15 protein-coding genes are annotated in these 19852 nt (G+C 57.1%); 3 read left to right on the top strand and 12 right to left on the bottom strand.

From position 1 onward, the window contains the following. Positions 1-12: 12 nt before the first annotated feature. The 11 genes from fmt to QJ48_RS15440 form a co-directional block, all read right to left on the bottom strand. Entirely contained in the window at positions 13-969 is a 957-nt protein-coding gene (fmt, locus tag QJ48_RS15490) for a methionyl-tRNA formyltransferase (RefSeq protein WP_054974469.1), read from the bottom strand. Continuing rightward, on the bottom strand, positions 966-1448 hold the full coding sequence (gene def / locus QJ48_RS15485; protein WP_054974468.1) for a peptide deformylase: 483 nt from the start codon (positions 1446-1448) through the stop codon (positions 966-968). The genes fmt and def overlap by 4 nt, the downstream gene beginning before the upstream one ends. A gap of 103 nt (positions 1449-1551) precedes the next feature. Beyond that, entirely contained in the window at positions 1552-4056 is a 2505-nt protein-coding gene (priA, locus tag QJ48_RS15480) for a primosomal protein N' (RefSeq protein ID WP_054974467.1), read from the bottom strand. Positions 4057-4063: 7 nt separating this feature from the next. After that, a complete protein-coding gene (coaBC, locus tag QJ48_RS15475; RefSeq protein ID WP_054974466.1) occupies positions 4064-5269 on the bottom strand; it encodes a bifunctional phosphopantothenoylcysteine decarboxylase/phosphopantothenate--cysteine ligase CoaBC in 1206 nt (401 codons plus the stop codon). 75 nt (positions 5270-5344) lie between these two features. After that, complete coding sequence (rpoZ, locus tag QJ48_RS15470) at positions 5345-5560, bottom strand: DNA-directed RNA polymerase subunit omega (RefSeq protein WP_054974465.1); 216 nt, start codon at positions 5558-5560, stop codon at positions 5345-5347. 1 nt (position 5561) lies between these two features. Then, positions 5562-6203 carry a guanylate kinase gene (gene gmk, locus QJ48_RS15465; protein ID WP_054974464.1) on the bottom strand — a complete coding sequence of 214 codons (642 nt, stop codon included), beginning with the start codon at positions 6201-6203 and terminating at the stop codon, positions 5562-5564. Further along, entirely contained in the window at positions 6193-6453 is a 261-nt protein-coding gene (remA, locus tag QJ48_RS15460) for an extracellular matrix/biofilm regulator RemA (RefSeq protein ID WP_009672664.1), read from the bottom strand. The genes gmk and remA overlap by 11 nt, the downstream gene beginning before the upstream one ends. A gap of 238 nt (positions 6454-6691) precedes the next feature. Further along, a complete protein-coding gene (locus QJ48_RS15455) occupies positions 6692-7588 on the bottom strand; it encodes a YicC/YloC family endoribonuclease (RefSeq protein ID WP_237762925.1) in 897 nt (298 codons plus the stop codon). A 14-nt stretch (positions 7589-7602) separates the two neighbouring features. After that, the gene (locus tag QJ48_RS15450; RefSeq protein ID WP_054974476.1) at positions 7603-9498 is read right to left on the bottom strand and encodes a bifunctional homocysteine S-methyltransferase/methylenetetrahydrofolate reductase; all 1896 of its coding nucleotides are present in this window, start codon (positions 9496-9498) and stop codon (positions 7603-7605) included. 32 nt (positions 9499-9530) lie between these two features. Then, positions 9531-10367 (bottom strand): diaminopimelate epimerase, encoded by an 837-nt coding sequence (gene dapF / locus QJ48_RS15445; protein ID WP_054974475.1) that lies wholly within the window; start codon positions 10365-10367, stop codon positions 9531-9533. A 149-nt stretch (positions 10368-10516) separates the two neighbouring features. Next, positions 10517-13309, bottom strand: coding sequence for a calcium-translocating P-type ATPase, SERCA-type (locus QJ48_RS15440; protein ID WP_054974462.1), 2793 nt, complete (start codon positions 13307-13309; stop codon positions 10517-10519). Positions 13310-13499: 190 nt separating this feature from the next. Here QJ48_RS15440 and QJ48_RS15435 point away from each other — a divergent pair, with 190 nt between their 5' ends. The 3 genes from QJ48_RS15435 to QJ48_RS15425 all read left to right on the top strand — a co-directional run bounded on the left by QJ48_RS15435 (position 13500) and on the right by QJ48_RS15425 (position 16575). After that, positions 13500-14135: a TetR/AcrR family transcriptional regulator gene (locus tag QJ48_RS15435; RefSeq protein ID WP_054974461.1), complete on the top strand. Its 636-nt coding sequence runs from the start codon at positions 13500-13502 to the stop codon at positions 14133-14135. Between the two features lie 6 nt (positions 14136-14141). After that, positions 14142-14633, top strand: a complete 492-nt coding sequence (locus QJ48_RS15430; RefSeq protein ID WP_054974460.1) for a hypothetical protein — start codon at positions 14142-14144, stop codon at positions 14631-14633. Positions 14634-14802: 169 nt separating this feature from the next. Then, entirely contained in the window at positions 14803-16575 is a 1773-nt protein-coding gene (locus tag QJ48_RS15425) for an NFACT family protein (protein ID WP_054974459.1), read from the top strand. Between the two features lie 58 nt (positions 16576-16633). Here QJ48_RS15425 and QJ48_RS15420 read toward each other — a convergent pair whose 3' ends face one another. Then, positions 16634-19714 (bottom strand): CheR family methyltransferase, encoded by a 3081-nt coding sequence (locus tag QJ48_RS15420; protein ID WP_054974458.1) that lies wholly within the window; start codon positions 19712-19714, stop codon positions 16634-16636. Positions 19715-19852: the final 138 nt, after the last annotated feature.

Below are 19852 nucleotides of genomic sequence, written 5' to 3'. Positions count from 1 at the left end.
GCAGTTCACAGCTCAATCGCCCGATGTCCCAAGCACGGTGCCCGCCGCCAGCTGTCCGCTTCGCGCGAACGCGGCGGCGTCCATAGCCTTCTTGCCGGCCGGCTGCAGCTCGGTGATCCGCAGAATGCCTTGTCCGGCAGCCACGGCGATTCCCCGTTCTCCCGCTTCCAGCACAGTGCCCGGCTGTACGCCGTCAGGTACTTGATCCGACTCGGCGGGCTTGGCGCACATCCATATTTTCAATACTTCGCCGTTCCACAGCGTATAGGCTCCCGGCCGGGGATGGAGCCCCCGCACCAGATTCCACAGCTGCTCCGCCGGCTTTGTCCAATCGATCAGTTCCTGCTCGCGGGCAATGTTCGGCGAATAGACCGCCTCCGCATCGTTCTGCGGCACCGCCTGCACGCGGCCCGCCAGCAAATCCGGCAGCGTCTCCTCCAGCAGCTTCGCTCCGGCCAAGCTCAGCTTGTCGAACATCGTGCCGGTCGTATCGCTGTCCTCAATCGGCACCTCGATCTTGCTGATCATGTCGCCGGTATCCAAGCCTTCCGCCATGTACATGATCGTGACGCCGGTGACGGCGTCGCCGTTCATCACGGCGTAGTGAATCGGCGCTCCGCCGCGGTATTTGGGGAGCAGCGACGCGTGAATATTAATACAGCCCAGCTTCGGCAGCTCCAGTACCGATTTCGGCAAAATTTGTCCGAAGGCCGCTGTCACAATCAGATCCGGCTGCAGGGCGCTGATCGCCTCGACGGACTCCGGGCGGCGCAGCCGTTCCGGCTGAAGCACGGGCAAGCCGCGCTTCTCCGCCTCGACCTTGACGGGGGTCGGCGTCAGTACGCGTTTGCGCCCGACCGGACGGTCCGGCTGCGTGACGACAGCGACGACTTCCAGATTTTTATCGTTCAGCAGCGTCTGCAAAGACGGCACGGCGAAATCCGGCGTGCCCATAAAAATTACTCTCATGCGTCATCACGATCCTGTTGCTCGCTGCGATACATTTTTTCCGCCAAGTCCGTATACAGCACCCCGTTTAAATGATCCACCTCATGCTGAATGCAGCGGGCCAGCAGCTCGGTCCCTTCGATGACGATCTCCTCGCCGTCGCGGTTAAGGCCCTTGACCTTCACACGGGCTGCCCGCTTCACATCGCCCGTAAATCCGGGAATGCTTAAACAGCCCTCCGGTCCGAACTGCTCCCCGTCCCGTTCGATAATCTCCGGATTGATCAGCTCGATCAAGCCGTGCTCGTCGCCGACGTCCATGACGATCACCCGTTTGAGAATGCCGATCTGCGGCGCGGCCAATCCTACGCCCTCCGCATCGTACATCGTATCCGCCATGTCATTCAGCAGCTTATGAATGTTCGGCGTAATTTTAGGAACGGGCTTGCATTTTTCACGCAGCACCGGGTCCGGGTCCTTCACGATGATTTTGATTGCCATGTATAAGCACCATCCTTTTCGTTTCAAGAGAATGAACCGGCTTTTCTGCAGCCGGCTGATACGTTATGTATATTCCGGCCGCATGGACCGGTTGACAGCTCCGTTACATTAACACTTGGGGATCGACATCGATCGCCACCGTCAGCTTGTGCTGCTTCACGGTATCGTCAAGCACGGCGGCCGCTTTCTGAACCAAGGCGGAAATGTCCGTCTCTCCCCGATATTTTATCATGCATTGAAAACGATATCTATCTTTGATCCTTGAAATCGGTGAAGCGACGGGCCCCAGTACCTCCAGCTCGGTTCCGTCCGCTTGCATCGTCTGTGCCAGCTCTTTCAAACGGGAAGCGAGCATTTCACCCGCGCGAAGCAGCAGCTGCACCTGCTCGTGCGACAGCGTAATCAAAACCAACCGGTGAAACGGCGGATAATTGTGCAGCTTGCGCATCAGCATCTCCTTGCGCATAAAGCCCATATAATCGTGCTTGCTCGCGCTCATAATGCTATAATGCTCCGGCGTGTACGTTTGCACGAACACCTCGCCGGGCAGCTCGTGCCGTCCGGCGCGTCCCGCCACCTGCGTCAGCAGCTGGAACGACCGTTCGGCCGCGCGGAAATCGGGCAGGTTCAGAACGGAATCGGCAGCGAGCGCGCCGACGAGCGTCACGTAAGGAAAATCAAGCCCCTTGGCTACCATCTGCGTGCCGAGCAGCACGTCGGCCTGACGGTTGCGGAACATTGTGAGCCATTTTTCATGCGAACCCTTTTCCGTTGTCGTGTCGACGTCCATGCGAATGACGCGAATGCCGGGAAACAGTTTACCAAGCTCCTCCTCGACCCGCTGCGTTCCCGTGCCGAAGTGGCGGATATGCTCGCTGCCGCAGTCCGGACAGACAGCCAATTCGCGCTCCGCGTAGCCGCAGTAATGACAGCGGATCGCCTTGGAGCTTTGATGGTACGTCAGCGAGATATCGCAATGCGGACAATCCGCCACATAGCCGCAGGTGCGGCACATAACGAACGTGGCGTACCCGCGCCGGTTCAGCAGCAGGACGACCTGTTCCTTCTTGTGTAACCGATCTTCGATCGCTTTATACAAGGCGCGGCTGAACATCGACCGGTTGCCGTTTTTCAGTTCCTCGCGCATATCGACGATGTTCACCCGCGGCAGCGGCCTTCCCTCGACGCGCGAAGGCATGGAGAGCAATTCGAATGCCGGACGATCCAGGGTTGCCAAAGCGGCGGCTTCGACAGAGGTACGGTACATGCTTTCCAGCGATGGCGTAGCGGAGCCCAGCACGACCGAGGCCCCATGCTCGCCCGCTCGGGCGATCGCCACATCGCGGGCATGATATTTCGGGCTTTCTTCTTGCTTATAGGTCGATTCGTGTTCTTCATCGATAATAATGAGTCCGATATTCGTAAATGGTGCGAAAATCGCCGAGCGCGCGCCGATCACGACACTGACTTCCCGGCGCACGATTTTGCGCCATTCGTCATAGCGTTCGCCGTTGGATAGACGGCTGTGCAGCACGGCGACCCGGTTGCCGAACCTTCCTTTGAACCGCTCCACCATTTGGGGCGTAAGCGAAATTTCCGGGACAAGGACGATCGCTTCGCGGCCTTGATCCAAGCAGGATTGGATCGACTGGAGATAGACCTCCGTCTTACCGCTGCCGGTCACGCCGTGCAGCAAAAAGACGCGACGCGTCCGTCCTTGCGCCGCTTCTCTGATCCGATCGAACACCGATTGCTGTTCGGGCGTCAGCGGGAGCGGCGAGGTCGGCTTGAACGTGCGCGACGCGTAGGGATCGCGCTGCACTTCGGTTTCCTCCAGCCGAAGCCAGCCTCGTTCGACGAGCCCTTTGACCGCTGCGGCGGTGATTTGAAGCTTCGTCAGCAGCTCTGTCAGCTTGATTGGCTCAGGATGCTCCTGCAGAAAAGCGAGCACCTGCTTTTGCTTGGCCGCGCGCGCCGGCAGCTCGGCTTGCCACGCTTCCAGCTGATCTGGATCGCTCGGAGGAAACACATAAAGCGCTTTTTTCGTAGACATCCGGTCTTTGACCATTTGAATTTCCGTCAGCCGTCCGTCTTCCAGCAGCTGCTTGATCAGTGCGCCTTTTTCCGAAAAGGTTTGCAGCAGCGATTCCAGCTCGACCGATTCGTGCTTGCGGACATAAGCGAGGATTTCTTCCTGCTCGGGGAGAAGCAGAGGCAGCAGCTCCGGCTGCTTTTCTTTGATCTCCGGTTCGTCGACCGCCTTAACGTGCCGTTCGTACTTGGCCTTCAGCGCGCCGGGGATCATTGCTTGCAGCGCAATAATTTCGTGGCAAAGATACGTGCGGCTGATCCAGCGACCCAGCTTTACCAGCTCGGGAGTTAGCGGAGGAGTAACGTCCAGCGTCTGGCGGATCGGCTTCAGCTTCTCCGGGTCAAGGTCCGTTCCGTCATGAAGCTCCACGACAAACCCTTGTACGGTCCTTGGGCCGAAGGGAACGCCTACACGGCTCCCCACGGCAATGTAGTCCCGCATCGTTTCCGGCACAATATAGTCAAATGCCCGGTTCGTAGGCCGGGCCGGGACATCCACAATGACTTTGGCGTACATTCGTCGGTCATCTCCCCTTTCCGAGACGATCCGCAACGAGCGCGAGCAATCTGGCCGCGACTTGTCCTTTCGACATCAGAGGCAGCGCTTCAACCAGCCCCCCGGAATCATAAATCCGCACGACGTTCGTATCCGTGCCGAAGCCAGCGCCTTCCATCGTCACGTCGTTGGCTACCAGCAGATCGCAGCGCTTCTTCTTCAGCTTTTCCTGCGCAAACGTCTCCAAATGCTGCGTTTCGGCAGCAAAACCTACGAGAAGCTGCGACGGCTTCTTCCGTTCGCCGACCGCTTGCGCGATATCCGGATTTTTCACCAGCCGCATCGTCATTTCGTCTCCGCTCTTTTTGATTTTGTGCTCAGCCTGCTCCGCGGGCCGGTAATCGGCCACGGCCGCCGCCTTGATAATCACATCCTGCTCGGGCAGTCGGGAAAGGACCGCTTCCATCATCTCCAGCGTGGATTCGACTTTGACCACGGTCACGCCGGCGGGCGCGGCAATCGAAGCTTTGCCCGTGACGAGCGTCACGTTCGCCCCCATCCGCTGGGCTTCCTCGGCGATCGCATACCCCATTTTGCCCGAGGAGTCGTTGGTCAAGTACCGGACGGGGTCGATCCGTTCCACCGTCGCGCCGGCCGTAACCAGAACATGCTTCCCTTCAAGCAGCCGCTTCTCCTGAAAAAACTGCTCAACCGCCGCCACGATCTCTTCCGGCTCCGCCAAGCGGCCCTTGCCTACGTAGCCGCAAGCCAACTGACCCGTGCCTGGCTCGATGAACCGGACGCCGCGCTCCGCGAGCTTCTGCATGTTGGCCTGCACCGCCGGGTGCGCATACATATGTACGTTCATGGCGGGAGCTACGAGAATCGGCGCCGTGGTGGCCAATAGCGTCGTGCTGAGCATATCGTCGGCGAGGCCCAGCGCGATTTTACCGATGACGTTGGCGGTGGCCGGGGCGATCACGACGACGTCCGCCCGGTCGGCCAGATCGATATGCGATACGACGGAAGCGTCCTTTTCGTCGAACGTGTCGACGATGACATCGTGTCTCGACAACGTTTGGAACGTTAACGGCGCCACAAATTTGGTTGCCGATTCTGTCATGATCACCCGCACGTCGGCTCCCGCCTGCGCGAGCTTGCTGCACACCGCCGCCGCTTTGTAAGCGGCAATGCCGCCGCTGACCCCGAGCAAGACCGTTTTTCCGTTCAACATGGGGCTTCGCTCCTTTCCCTTACGGGCAATGAATCGTATCCTTGCGAAAAAAATAACAACCGCGAGGGTTGTTGTTTACTTTAAGGACTCTTTGTTTTGCAATTTCTCGTAGGAAATATGGTCTTCATAGATTTCTTCCAGAGCCAGACCTACATATTTATGCGACTTCTTTTGCTTTACTTCGGTTTTGGAACCGTCTCGCAGCATGCGCGCCCGTTTGGCGGCCGCTACCACGAGCGAATACTTGCTGTCTACCTTGTCCAAAAGTTTGTCGATAGAAGGATACAACATGTTATTTTTTCACCTCAGCCATCCAATGTTGAATTTTGGAAACCATCCGGTCTTTGCGGCAGTGCTCCGCCGTCAAGATGCTGCGGATGCGGGAACAGGCGAGGTCTACTTGATCGTTGACGATAGCGTAATCGTATTGCTCCATCATCGCGATCTCGTCGACCGCCACCGACATGCGGCTGCGAATCGTTTCCTCGGATTCCGTACCGCGTCCGACGATGCGGCTTTCAAGCTCCGGCAGCGACGGAGGCAGCAGAAAAATGAATACCCCTTCCGGGAACTTCTGCTTCACCTTCAGCGCACCCTGCACTTCGATCTCCAAAATAATGTCCTTGCCTGCGTTCAGCGTGTCTTCTACAAACTTGCGCGGCGTTCCGTAATAATTGCCTACGTATTCCGCCCACTCCAGCATTTGGTCCTGCGCGATCATTTGCTGGAATTGTTCTCTGGTCTTAAAAAAATAATTGACCCCATCCACTTCGCCCTGCCGCGGAGCCCGCGTTGTCGCGGAAACCGAATACACGATATCCGGCGTGCAGCTCCGCAGCGCTTTACAGACGGTACCCTTGCCGACGCCGGAAGGACCGGAAAGCACGATTAAGATTCCTTTATCCGCAGGGGTATATCCTACACTACTCGTCATGATCATCGTCCTTATTGGAAAGTCGATGCGCTACCGTTTCCGGCTGTACCGCGGACAAAATGACATGATCGCTGTCCGTGATAATGACGGCGCGGGTGCGGCGACCGTAAGTCGCATCGATCAGCATATGGCGGTCGCGCGCTTCTTGGATGATCCGTTTGATCGGTGCCGATTCCGGGCTGACAATGGAAATGATTCGATTCGCAGATACGATATTCCCGAAACCGATGTTGATTAGTTTGATCGCCATGTTATAGGTTCCCCCTGAGAATTTTTTTGCAAGTTAGGGGTTGTCTTTCTTCACCGTCTACGGGTCAGAAGCATGTTCCTCCGGCTGCTCTTGATATCGGGTTCTCAATTATTGTTACCTTGCGGTAAGAACCCGATATCAAAGGCAGCACGTGAACTCTCCGGAACATACTCTGCCCTCCGCCTCCGGTCGAAAGACAAAAACACTTGCAAAAAAATTAGATATTACTTATGAGTAGTTACTCGATATTTTGAATCTGCTCCCGCATTTTTTCGAGCTCCGCTTTCATGTCGACCACCACGGAGGCCAGCTGGGCGTGATTCGCTTTGGAACCGATCGTATTCGCTTCCCGGTTCATTTCCTGAACGAGAAAATCGAGTTTTCGGCCCACCGGTTCGGAAGATTTCAACAGTTCCCGGAACTGCTTGCAGTGGCTTTGCAGACGGGTCAGCTCTTCGGCGATACTGGCACGGTCGGCGAAGACGGCGATCTCCATGGCAAGCCGCTGCTCGTCAGGAGGCGCTTGCTGCAAAAGCTCTTCGATCCGGGCGCGGAGCTTGCCGGCATAGTCTTGGACCACTTGAGGCGCGATCCCCGAGGCTGTGCTGCAATAATGCTCCATCGTCCCGATACGCTGCATCAGATCGCTCTGAAGAAAGGCGCCTTCCTTCTCGCGCATGTCCGAAAGCTCCCTGGCCGCTTCTACTGCGCAGGCAACGAGCTCCGCTTCCATCCGCTCCTCGGCCATCTCCTGATGTTGCCCGATCGCAACCAGGCCGGGAATGGCAAGCAAATCGCGCAGGCTCAGCTCGTCCTTGAGGGATAACCGCTCACGCAGCTGTTCGGCCGCCTGGACATAGCCCATCGCCAAGCTCCAATCGATCTCGACGGCTTGCGGTACGTCGCGGTCGCGTTCAACCGTAACGAACGCATCGACACGCCCGCGCCTTACATGCTGCTGAACGGCGGCCTTAACCGCGTTCTCGTAACGGGCAAATTCCCGGGGCATCCGTACCACGATCTCGCAGTAACGGTGATTGACCGATTTCAGGTCAATCTGGATCCGGAAGCCGTCCGTCGTACGTGCGGCTTGTCCGAAGCCGGTCATACTGATGACCATGGCCTTCACATCCATTATCCTATTCTAATTCATTTTGATAGTGGGTACAAGTGGGAATCAAGCCGATGCGCTTTCTCCCAAACGTACTCCGTCAGCTGTACGGTCATCTCGTAGGCAAGGAACGGCGTCATCAGGTAAATTCCTTTAAAATAACGCATCGCCGCATCGAGAAGTTCCTTGGCGATCTGCACGCCCATGGCCCGTCCTTCCTCGCCCTTGAGTCCGCTCATCCGCTGCCGGACTTCGTCCGATAGCTGAATGCCCGGAACCTCGTTATGCAGGTATTCGGCGTTGCCCCCGCTGGCGAGCGGCATAATTCCGATGAAGATCGGAACGTCCAGATGCTTTGTCGCCTCGTACACCTTCTCGATCAGCTCCGCATTATAGACCGGCTGGGTCATGATATAATCGGCGCCGGACTCGATTTTGCGCTCAAGCCGCTGCACCGCTTTATCCAAGTGCTTGACGTTGGGATTGAAGGCGGCGCCGACGACGAAATTCGCTTTCTTCTTGAGCGACTTGCCCGAAAAAGCGATTCCCTCGTTCAGCTGCTTGATCATCCGGATGATCTCGAACGATGTCAGATCGTATACGGAACTCGAACCCGGCAAATCGCCGAACTTGGCCGGATCGCCCGTCACGGCCAGCACATGGTCGATACCGAGCGCATGAAGCCCCATCATATGCGATTGGGTGCCGATCATGTTGCGGTCCCGGCAGGCGATGTGAATGAGCGGCTTCATGCCGATTCTCTCTTTCACCAGACTGCCAAGCGCCAAATTGCTCATCCGTGTGACGGCGAGCGAATTGTCGGCCATCGTCAGCGCGTCGACCCCGGCATTTTTGAGCGCCTGCGCCCCCTGCATGAACTTCTCGATGTCCAGATCCCGTGGTGGGTCAAGCTCCACGATTACAGTATAGCGCTCCTTCGCGAGCTCGGCGAGATTCGGCTCCGGAGCGGAAGGCGATGGTACAGGCTGCAGACGCGTCACAATGCGGCCTGTCTCGCTTCCCTCGCCAACTTCCTGCAGCAAGCGCAAAGCATCCGGATCGGGCGCATAGTTCTGAAGCGACTGCGCCATAGCGGCGATATGCTCCGGCGTCGTGCCGCAGCAGCCGCCGACGATGCGTGCTCCCAAGTCGACGAATTTCCGGGCGGTTTCCCCGAAATATTGCGGAGTGGCCGCATAAGTATACCGTCCGTCCACATAGTCGGCGATCCCTGCGTTCGGGAACACCGAGAACGGCGGTGCCCCCTCCATGCCGGCGACCCGCTGGAGCGAACGCATCAGCCCGTTCGGACCGCTCCGGCAGTTGAAGCCGACTACGTCGGCCCCGGCCGCCGTCAGTTTCCGGAACGCTTCCGTCAGCAGGATGCCGTCATGCGTCGAGCCCGTGCCTTCGGTGGCAAACTGGCAAATGACCGGGAGCTCGCTGACCTTGCGGATCAGCTTCAGCGCGATCAGCATTTCCTCCAGATCGTAGAACGACTCGAGCAGCAGCCCATCCACCGACGTATCGACAAGCACCTCGATTTGGTCGCGAAAATCTTCCTTGACCTTGGCGGTGCGGACATTTTTGCGTTTGCCTGCCCGGATCGAGCCGATAGCGCCGACAACATAGGCGTCGTCTCCAACCGCTTTTCTGGCCAGCTCGACGCCGGCGCGGTTGATCGCCTCCATCTCCTGCTCCAGCCCGTATTTGGACAGCTTTTCGCGGTTCGCCGAGAACGTATTGGTCTCGATTAAACGCGCTCCGGCTTCATAATAGCGCCGATGCACGTCCACGATGACATCGGGCTCCAACAAATTTAATTCTTCATAAGAAATGCCGACAGGAAAACCCATCTGATACAGGTACGTACCCATGGCCCCGTCCCCTACCAGCACCTGACGTCTGAGAGCTTCTCGCAAATCCGGTTTCACTAACGGCATCTCCCTTCTCTCCATGATGGACCTTACAGCGTTCCTTTAAACACGATTTCCGCCGGTCCTGTCATATAGACACGATTGTTCAATTCGCTCCATTCGATCCGAAGCTCGCCGCCTTTTAAGGAAATGACCGCTTCCCGGTCCATTTGTCCGGTAAGCACCCCGGCCACCAGCGTGGCGCAGGCGCCCGTTCCGCAGGCGAGCGTCGGGCCCGCGCCGCGTTCCCACACCCGCATATCGGCGTAATCGCGTCTTTGGACCGTCGCAAATTCTACATTAATTTTACGCGGAAACAGCGCGTGTGTTTCGAGCTTGGGGCCCCAAGCGTGCAGATCCGTTCCAACGGCATCCTCGACAAAAATGACACAGTGAGGGTTGCCCATCGACACGGCGGTAAACCGGAATTCGCGTCCGTCGACGGTGACCGGATACCCGATGACCTGAGGCTCGTCGATCGTCGTAGGAACTTCGAGCCCGTTCAATACCGGTGCGCCCATATCGACGCGTACCGCAGCGACGCGCCCTTCCTTGACCGTCAACTGTACCGCCTGCGCCCCGGCTCCGATCGTTTCAATCGTCAGTTCCGTCTTGTCCCGGGGAACAAGCTCGTGATCGTAAATATATTTGGCCGCACAGCGGATGGCGTTGCCGCATTGCTCCGCCTCCGAGCCGTCGGAATTGATGATTCGCATCATATAATCGGCTTTTGCCGAAGGAAGCAGGTAGACAAGACCGTCCGCGCCGATGCCGAAATGGCGGTCGCACAACCGGATCGCTTGCTCGGATGCATCCACAGGCAGCTCCTTGTGGCCGTGCAAGACGATAAAATCGTTGCCTAACCCTTGCATTTTCGTGAAATTCATCGTTTTGGCTCCCATTTCAGCGTTTTACACCCTACTATATCGCAAATTCGCAGCTATGCATAGCGGTTCCGCAAAATTTTATCCGAATTCGGGCGAAAATGCAAATAGCCGAACCCTCTGCTTTCGCAGGGGTCCGGCTCCCATCCCTTTTAACGTACGACCGGCTTCATCGCCTTCGCCCCGCCGCCTCCGTAAGACGCAGGCTTGCGTTTCCGCGGCTTGCTCATCAGGCTTCCGATGCCCATCAGGAATGTCGGAATACTCGCAAATACGAGCACAAGCACCCAATCCGCAACACCGAGCGGCACCGTCTTGAAAATCGGCTGGAACTGCTCGACATAAAGCACCGGCAGCATCAGCAGCAGCGAAGAGACGACCGCCATCACAAGCCACTTGTTCTGCAGCGGGTTCCGGTGAAAAATCGAGCGCGAGCTGCGGCAGTCGAACACGTGGATGAGCTGCGCCATAACCAGCGTGACGAAAGCGACCGTCTGCGCCTTGATAAGCGCGCCCGAACCGTCCCCGCCCAGCTTGAGCGTAATGTAGAACGCCGCCAGGGTGCATAGTCCGATCAGAATGCCGCGGCTGATAATTTTCCACCCGAGCCGGCGAGCGAAAATATTTTCTTTGGCCAGGCGGGGCTTCTGCTGCATCAGATCTTTCTCCGCCTGATCCACGCCGAGCGCCATGGCCGGCAGGCCGTCCGTCACGAGATTGACCCACAAAATCTGAATCGGCACCAGCGGCAGCGGCAGCCCGGCCAGCATGGCGAGGAACATCGTCAAAATTTCGCCGACATTCGAAGCGAGCAAGTAGCGGATGAACTTGCGGATATTTTCGTAAATCCCGCGTCCTTCCTCGATGGCCGAGACGATCGTTGCAAAATTATCGTCGCTGAGCACGAGCGCAGACGCTTCCTTCGATACGTCCGTCCCGCTGATCCCCATGGCGATGCCGATATCCGCCGCCTTGATCGCCGGCGCGTCGTTCACGCCGTCGCCGGTCATCGCCACGACGTGGCCTTGGCGCTGCAGCGATTTGACGATGCGCAGTTTATGCTCCGGCGACACGCGCGCGTAGACGTACACTTCGCCGATCCGCTTATCCAGGTCATCGTCGCTCATCGCGCTAAGCTGCTGGCCGTTCAGAGCAAGGCCATCCTGCGGCAGAATGCCGATCTGCCTGGCGATGGCTTCCGCCGTCGTCTGATGATCGCCGGTGATCATGACCGTTTTGATGCCGGCCTTGCGGCATTTGAAGATCGCTTCCCGCGCTTCTTTGCGCGGCGGGTCGATCATCCCGGTCAGACCGACGAAAACAAGCTGGCTTTCCACCGCCGTCTCTTCCTCGCTCCGTTCCGTCGGTTTCAAATCGCGGTAAGCCAGGCCGAGTACACGGAGCGCGTTTTTGGCCATCCCTTCGTTCGCGGCCATCACCTTCTGTTTGAGCGTCGGAGTGAACGGGATGATTTTGTCGTCCCACAGCACGTAGGCGCACTGCTGCACCAGAACGTCGGGCGCTCCCTTCGTGCAAACCATCCGGCCGCCCTGATGCTCGACGATGACCGACATCCGCTTGCGCTCCGAATCGAACGGGAACTCCAAGACGCGCCGGTACAAGCCTCCGAGCGATTGCTGCGTGACGCCGGCCTTGGCCCCCAGCACGACAAGCGCTCCCTCCGTAGGATCGCCCTTGATGCTCCATACGCCCTCCGGCTCGTCGTCCGGCTGCGTTTTCTTGGACTCTGCCCGTTCCTCCCACAGCTCCGCGTTGTTGCAGAGCACGGAAACCTGCAGCAGCCGGCGCAGCATCTGGTTTTTCCGCACATCGACGTGCTGCCCCTGCTTCAAAATTTCGCCGCGCGGGTCGTAGCCGTTCCCCGTCACCTCAAGCAGCTCGCCGCCCGTCCACAAGTGCGTCACGGCCATTTTATTTTGCGTCAGCGTGCCTGTTTTGTCCGAGCAGATGACCGAAGCGCAGCCGAGCGTCTCGACGGAAGGCAGCTTGCGGACGATCGCCTTGCGCTGAATCATCCGCTGTACCCCAAGCGCCAGAGCGATGGTCACGATCGCCGGCAGCCCCTCCGGAATCGCGGCGACCGCCAGGCTCACCCCGGCGAGGAACATGCCGTACGGCTCCTGTCCGTGCAGGATGCCCGCAACCACGACCATTACCGTCAGCGCCAGCGCGACGACGATCAATATTTTACCAAGCTGCTCGAGCCGGTGCTGCAAAGGCGTCTCGGTGGCATCGGTGTTTTGGATCAGGTCGGCGATCTTGCCCATCTCCGTCGCCATGCCGGTACGGACCACGACTCCTTTGGCCGTTCCTCTCGTCAGCATCGTCCCCATAAAACCTACATTGCGCTGGTCCCCCAGAGGGATGTCTTCTCCCTCCAGCGGCGCCGTATGTTTGGCGACCGGCACGGATTCCCCGGTCAGCGCGGACTCTTCCGCATAAAGGCCGTTCGTCTCAATGAACCGGACGTCCGCCGGCACCCGGTCGCCGCTTTCCAGCACGACGATATCCCCGGGAACAAGCCATCTTGCCGGTATGAGTTCCACGCGGCCCTCCCGCAGGACCTTGGCGTTCGGCGCCGACAGCTCCTTCAGCGCCCGCAGCGATCGTTCCGCCCGGAATTCCTGCACGAAGCCGAGAATGCCGTTCATGATAATAATCGCAATGATCGCGACCGCGTCCAAATATTCGCCCAGCAGACCCGAGACCAGCGTCGCTCCGGCGAGCACGAGCACCATGAAGTCTTTGAATTGGTTCAAAAACAGCGTCACGGGAGACACGCCTTGTCCTTCCGCCAGCTCGTTTTTGCCGTGTGCGGCCAGACGCTTTTCCGATTCCTCCATAGTCAGCCCTTTTGAAGGCTCTGTCCCGGACGACTGCAGGGTTTCCTCCGTCGACATTTGATACCACTTCTTCTGACTCATCTGCTTTTTCCCTCCCAAAAGGTTGTCTACGTTAAATGTATTCAGACAAGCTGGAAATTAGCACCTGGAAAGGAACGCCGGGGCCACTCTCCGTTCGACGCACAGATCATTGAAAAAATGCGGAAACGATGTATAATATGACTATATAGTCATATGACCATACAGTCATATCCGAAAGGAGCTATGTTTGATGCCGCATCCGACATTCTTTAATTTGCCTGTCGACAAGCGAAGCCTGATCTTCGAAACGGCCGTGGAAGAGTTTTTCGAATCCGGGTACTCCAAAGCCAGCATTTCGCGTATCGTCGCGAAAACCGGCATTGCCAAAGGCAGCTTCTACCAGTATTTCGAAGACAAAAAAGACCTCTACAAACATGTCCTGGAGGTCATTGGCCGGCAAAAGGCGGACTTCTCGGCCGCAGCCTTCCGCGATCTCGAACGGAATGATCTGCTGCAAACGGTGCGAGAGCTGTTTGTCGCCGGCATTCGCTTCTACCGGGCGCATCCGAAGCTTGCTTCGATCGCGGCAGATTTCGCCAAGCTTCGCGATCCCGGGCTGAAACGGGAAATAACCGGCGATGCCGCGGCCAAAAGCAACGAATTTTTCATTCGGCTCATTGAGCGCCAAAAAGAGTCGGGCCGGATCGCCCCCCACGTCGATGCGCCGGTGCTTGCCGATTTGATTGCGTTCCTAAGCGTGTACGTCGCGGAGCATTACGCCGATCAAGCCTTGTCCGGCAGTGAGGAACAGGCCATGAAGACGATTGACAGCCTGCTTAAGATCGTGGAAAACGGCATCACCGCTACGAATCGTTCGGGGAGGTAAATACAAATGCTGGAGGAATGGTTTTTCTGGGCTTATGAAAGGCATCAAAACGTGTTGAGCTGGTACATTCGTCCGTTATTTCTTCTGCCGTTCTGTTTCTTCGCCTATAGACGCAGCCTCAAAGGAATCGCTATCGTGCTTCTTCTGCTGCTGAGCAGCATGTTCTGGTTTCCGAAACCGGCCGCGGTTGACCCGAACGTGCGTCAATTTTTGCAGATGGAGCAGGATTACTTGCTAGGCGAATGGAACTTGGCGAAATTGTTGATGACTCTGCTGGTGCCCGGGTCGCTGGCCGCTCTCGCGTATGCGTTCTGGAAACGGTCCTGGCTGTACGGCCTGCTCGTTCTGAATCTGATCGCCGTTCTGAAGATCGTCTGGAGCATTTATTTCGGCGGCGATTCCGGCTTCGCGGTCGTCGCGCCCGCGCTGACGGGTCTTGTGCTGTGCAACGCGGTCATCGCGGCGGCGCTGTATTGGTTCCGGAAGAGGAAACGGTAGCCTCGCCAATATTGACGCGAACCGTCCCTCTTCCCGTCGGCTCAGGCCACAAAAACGATTCCGAAAACGGCATCCGGGTCTTATTACTTAAAATTTGCCTTAAAATATGGCATGATAGAGGGTAGCACTCAAAAATCGCTTTTGCGCATGAAGAATGGAGTTGTCCTGTATGTCTTTCGACGGTCTCGTCGTTCACAGTCTGGCCCGAGAGCTGCAATGCTGCGTTGGGGCCCGAATCAATAAAGTGCAGATGCCATCGGAAAACGATATCGTCCTGCAAATCCGCGCGGTCGGCCGCAACCTGAAGCTGCTGCTGTCCGCCAATCCCACCTACCCCCGGGTGCACCTTACCGAGCGGAGCTTTCTGAATCCGCTGGAAGCGCCCATGTTCTGCATGCTGCTGCGCAAGCATTGCGAGGGAGGCATCATCGAAGCGATCGAGCAGCCCGGCCTCGAGCGGATATTGCATCTGAACATCCGGCAGCGCGACGAGCTCGGGGACCTCAGTCTCAAAACCATCGTCGTGGAGATTATGGGCCGCCACAGCAATATTATTTTGAAGGACCCGGCGACCGGGATTATTACCGACGGCATTCATCACGTCACGCCGGCGATCAGCAGCTACCGCATCGTCATGCCGGGCAGCGTCTACACGGCGCCGCCCGAGCAGCACAAGCTGCTTCCGTTCGGAATGAGCGAGGACCGTTTCACCTCTCTCCTTGCCGAAGCAACCGAGGCGGCCGATGAGCCCGCTTCCCCGCGCTTCTGGGAGCAGGCGCTCGTCGGTCATTTTAGCGGGTTCAGCCCGCTCGTCGCCCGCGAGCTTGTGTACCGCGCTGCCAACGGAGGAGGCCTGCCTCTGCCGTCCGAAATGCCCGCGAAGCTGTGGGCTCCGTTTCGGGAGCTCACCGAAAAGCTGCAAGCCGGAGCGGCGGAAGCGGTTATTGTCGAAGAAGCGTCGACGGGCAAAACGTTCTTCTCCATTACGGAGCTGAGCCACGTGCAGGGCGAGACGCAGCGCTTCGCCTCGATCAGCGCCTGCCTCGAGGCGTATTACGGAGACAAGGCCGAGCGGGATACCGTGAAGCAGCGCGTAGCCGATCTGTTCCGGCTGCTCAGCAACGAACGCAGCAAAAACATCAAAAAGCTGGAAAAGCTGGAAGAGACGATGGAGGACGCCCGCGGCGCGGATCGCTTCCGCATCCTGGGCGAACTGCTTACCGCTTCGCTGCACCAAATCCGCAAAGGCGACAAGCAAATCGAAGTCGTGAACTATTACGATGAAGAGCAGCGCCCCGTCACGATTGAGCTCGATCCGCTGCTCACGCCGTCCGAGAACGCCCAGCGGTATTTTAAAAAATATACGAAAAGCAAAAACAGCCTGATCGCCGTTCAGCAGCAAATGACCGAGGCGCACGAGGAAATCCGTTATTTGGACAATTTGCTGCAGCAGTTGGCCAGCGCAGGATTGGCCGATATCGGGGAAATCCGCGAGGAACTGACGGAGCAAGGCTACGTGCGGGACCGCGGCAAAAAAGGACGCAAAAAAAAGCCGAATCAAAAGCCGGCTCTGGCCTGCTACACGTCGAGCGAAGGCATCCCGATCTATGTCGGCAAAAATAATACGCAAAACGAGTACTTAACGAACCGGCTCGCCCATCCCGGCGATACGTGGCTGCATACGAAAGATATCCCGGGCTCTCACGTCGTCATTCGCAGCGCCGAGTACGGCGACGCTACCTTGCACGAAGCGGCCCAGCTTGCCGCCTGGTTCAGCCAAGCCAAGGAATCGAGTCAGGTGCCGGTCGACTATACGCTCATCCGGCACGTGCGCAAGCCTAGCGGCGCCAAGCCGGGATTCGTGATTTACGATCATCAAAAAACGCTGTTCGTCACACCTGATCCGGGGAATATCAAACAGCTGCCGGTTGCCATTAAGTAAACCGCACAGCGAGCAAAAGTACCTGAATCCGCAGCCTTGCGGACCAGGTGCTTTTCATTTACGGCACCGCGGGAAGTTCAATAACGACCGTCGTTCCAATCCCTTCCTTGCTCGTTATGGTCATGGACCCGCGATGGTTTTCAATAATTTTGTAGCTGACCATGAGCCCGAGACCCGTTCCTTTGTTTTTCGTCGTATAAAACGGTTTTCCCAGCTTCGCCAGCTTGGTCTCCGGAATGCCGCAGCCCTGGTCGATAAAACTGATGCGTATGCTGCCCCGCTCCGACTTTTCCACCTTGACGAGGAACGTACCACCTCCGGGCATCGCTTCCACTCCGTTCTTCAGCACGTTGATGAATACCTGTTTCAACTGGTTTTCTACGCAGCTTGCCAGCGGAAGTTCGTCCTCGATGTCCGTGTCAATGGCCACCTTGCTGATGATGGCTTGCGTTTCGAGCAGCATAATGACGTCATGCAGAATCGAAGCCACGGATTTCGGCAAAAAGTCGGCTGCCTGCGGCTTCGCCAGTACGAGCAGTTCGCCGACGATTTCTTCGATCCGGTCCAGCTCGGCCGACATGATGGACAAATAGTTTCCGTGCTGCCCTCCCGAGCCCATCAGCTTGGTAAAGCCTTTGAGCGCGGTCAGCGGATTGCGAATTTCATGCGCGATGCCGGCGGCAAGCTGGCCGACGGCCGACAGCATCTCCGACTTCCGGAGCAATTCCTCCGTTTGCTTCCGTTCCGTAATGTCCTCGGCGATTTTAAGATAATGAATAATTCGGCCATCCCGATCTTTTATCGGCAAAATTTTGACGGATTCCAAGTAATTCGCCCCGTTTTTGCGCCGGCATTCCAGCTCGCCCTTCCATTCGTGTCCAGACAAGAGCATGCTCCAGATTTCCTCGAACGAGGTTGAAGAGGCGTCCCAATGATTCAGCTCGCGAAGGGAACTTCCCGCCACCTCGGCCATTTGGAACTCGGTCATTTCCGTAAATTTGGGGTTCACGTATTGGACCTTCCCCTCCGCATCGGCAATGACGGTGACGGAGGGACTTTGCTCAATGGCGTAGGAAAGCTTAAGCAGCTGCTCGTTGGCCGATTTCAGCTCCGTGATGTCCACGAATGTCAGGACAATGCCTTTGATCACATGATCGTTCGTACGGTAAGGCAGGACGCGCATGCTGTACCACAGCCCGCTTCGGCTCCGAATCTCCCGTTCGACGGGAATCAGCGTCTTCAATACGTTTTGGGCATCGCTTAAAATGCCGTCGTCATCGAAGTTATGCGAGATGTGTCCGAGGGGACGCCCGTAATCGATCTCAAGCAAGTTGATTTCCTTCGTGGTGGCAGGCGTAAACCGGCGAATGCACATGCCAGTGTCCAAGAAAACCGTCCCGATGTTGGTACTGGTCAAAAAATTGTCCATATCGTCGTTCACTTCGGTCAGTTCCTGGAGCTTGAACCGGTATTCCGAGTTCACCGTAGCCAGCTCTTCGTTCACCGATTGAAGCTCTTCGTTCGTGCTCATGAGCTCTTCATTGGCCGCCACCAGCTCTTCGTTGGTCGCTTGAAGCTCCTCATTGGACGTCTCCAGCTCTTCGATCGTCGCCTGAAGCGACTCCTCCGCTTGCCGCAGCTCTTGCTCCAGCTCGATCATCCGATGGTTAACGTTTGGTTCGATTTCGAATTCGTCGGCGGACCGGACCGGATTGTCAGGATGCTCCGGCTTCTCGAACAAAACGAGTACCAGCTTGTCGAATGTTTTGTTTTTCAATGAAAACGGCTTCACTATCAGGTTAACGGATGACGACGGCTCGGAGCCGCTTACCTTCATGTTTTTATAATAAACGGCGCGCTTTTCTTTGCGGACTTTTTGCGTGGCCGTTACAATCGCGACTGCAATATGAGCCTCGACGATTTTGTAGATGTTCCAGCTCGGCCTTCCCTTCGCCAGCGTTACATAAGGATTCACGTTGCCGCTGAGATGAATCACTTCGTTGTTTTCGTCGATCACCATGCAGGGCGGCATGTGCTCGTCCACGAAAGCCGTATACAACTCGTCCGTTTTCATGAAGCTTTGCAGATCCTTCAACTTCCGATGCCCCCGCCTTGCCGCTGCCGTCGGACGTGTCCGGGGAGCGCCAGAGTTGCCCCTGTCAATCTCGCTTGCGAACACGGGCCCCGGTCCCGGCGGCAGCTTCTGCCTGAAAATATTCCACTTGCGGTCATATGGGACAAATAAATGCGTGAGCCGGCCGATCGTTTCGCTCGGTCCCAAAAACATAAACCCATCCGGATTAAGCGCGAAATGAAACGTCGACAGCACCTTCCGCTGCGTCTCGGATTGCAGGTAGATCAACAGATTGCGGCAGGCGATCAGGTCCAAGCGGCTGAACGGCGGGTCTTCAACTATATTGTGATGCGCAAACACGACCATCTTGCGAATATCTTTATCGATGTGATACAGGTCTCCGTTTCGGGTAAAATAGCGCCTCAGCCATGGTTTCGGCAGGCTTGTCACCGCCGCTTCGGGATAGATGCCTTGACTGGCCGCAGCGATCGCGTCCTTGTCCAGATCGGTGGAAAAAATTTTGACCGAATAAGGCTCCGCCGAACTCTCGTTGAATTGATGAAACAGCATAGCGAGGGAGTAAGCTTCTTCGCCGGTTGAGCATCCCGCAACCCAGACGCGGATATGCCGTTCGTGCCGCCTGCTTTCTGCGATGGCGGGAATGACCTTTTTCTGAATGGTCTCGAATGCCTGCGGATCGCGAAAAAAATGCGTCACCTCGATAAGCAAATCTTTACCTAGCGCGCGAAGCTCGTCGTGTTCGTCTGTCAACAGTCGTGCATAATCCTCCATCTCTTCCAGGCTCAGCCTGCCCATGCGGCGTTCGATACGCCGGATGAGGCTGCTTCGTTTGTAGTTCTGGAAGTCGATTCCGCATGCTTTGTTCAGCAGCCCGAGAATCCGCTGCAGCGTCTGTTCGTCATCATACACAGACTCCAACTCGCCGTCTTCCGGTCTAACTTGCGGCAGCGCTTCAAGCCTTCCGGCCGGCGCCCCCCTTCCGACGATCTTCCCCCCGGATTCGTACGGACACAGCCTGTACTGCAATGCTTGATTACCGTTCATTCATTTCACCCTCTTTCCCAGCCGGTACATGAATCCCGGTTCCCTACCACGTTTATCCTTTACGTCCAGGATTCCGTATCAAGACTAAAGCTACAGCTCAAGTATACCCGTTTTTTTCCAATTGCGCTCGATTTTTTT

Source organism: Paenibacillus sp. A3, assembly GCF_001399685.1.
Classification (GTDB): domain Bacteria; phylum Bacillota; class Bacilli; order Paenibacillales; family NBRC-103111; genus Paenibacillus_G.
Note: the sequence above shows the minus strand (reverse complement) of the source record. Positions and strands in the feature narration are given on the sequence as shown.

Coding starts and splice junctions, on each gene's coding strand:
- fmt (WP_054974469.1), bottom strand. CDS start 969: ATGAGAGTAATTTTTATGGGCACGCCGGATTTCGCCGTGCCGTCTTTG.
- def (WP_054974468.1), bottom strand. CDS start 1,448: ATGGCAATCAAAATCATCGTGAAGGACCCGGACCCGGTGCTGCGTGAA.
- priA (WP_054974467.1), bottom strand. CDS start 4,056: ATGTACGCCAAAGTCATTGTGGATGTCCCGGCCCGGCCTACGAACCGG.
- coaBC (WP_054974466.1), bottom strand. CDS start 5,269: ATGTTGAACGGAAAAACGGTCTTGCTCGGGGTCAGCGGCGGCATTGCC.
- rpoZ (WP_054974465.1), bottom strand. CDS start 5,560: ATGTTGTATCCTTCTATCGACAAACTTTTGGACAAGGTAGACAGCAAG.
- gmk (WP_054974464.1), bottom strand. CDS start 6,203: ATGACGAGTAGTGTAGGATATACCCCTGCGGATAAAGGAATCTTAATC.
- remA (WP_009672664.1), bottom strand. CDS start 6,453: ATGGCGATCAAACTAATCAACATCGGTTTCGGGAATATCGTATCTGCG.
- QJ48_RS15455 (WP_237762925.1), bottom strand. CDS start 7,588: ATGGATGTGAAGGCCATGGTCATCAGTATGACCGGCTTCGGACAAGCC.
- dapF (WP_054974475.1), bottom strand. CDS start 10,367: ATGAATTTCACGAAAATGCAAGGGTTAGGCAACGATTTTATCGTCTTG.
- QJ48_RS15440 (WP_054974462.1), bottom strand. CDS start 13,309: ATGAGTCAGAAGAAGTGGTATCAAATGTCGACGGAGGAAACCCTGCAG.
- QJ48_RS15435 (WP_054974461.1), top strand. CDS start 13,500: ATGCCGCATCCGACATTCTTTAATTTGCCTGTCGACAAGCGAAGCCTG.
- QJ48_RS15430 (WP_054974460.1), top strand. CDS start 14,142: ATGCTGGAGGAATGGTTTTTCTGGGCTTATGAAAGGCATCAAAACGTG.
- QJ48_RS15425 (WP_054974459.1), top strand. CDS start 14,803: ATGTCTTTCGACGGTCTCGTCGTTCACAGTCTGGCCCGAGAGCTGCAA.
- QJ48_RS15420 (WP_054974458.1), bottom strand. CDS start 19,714: ATGAACGGTAATCAAGCATTGCAGTACAGGCTGTGTCCGTACGAATCC.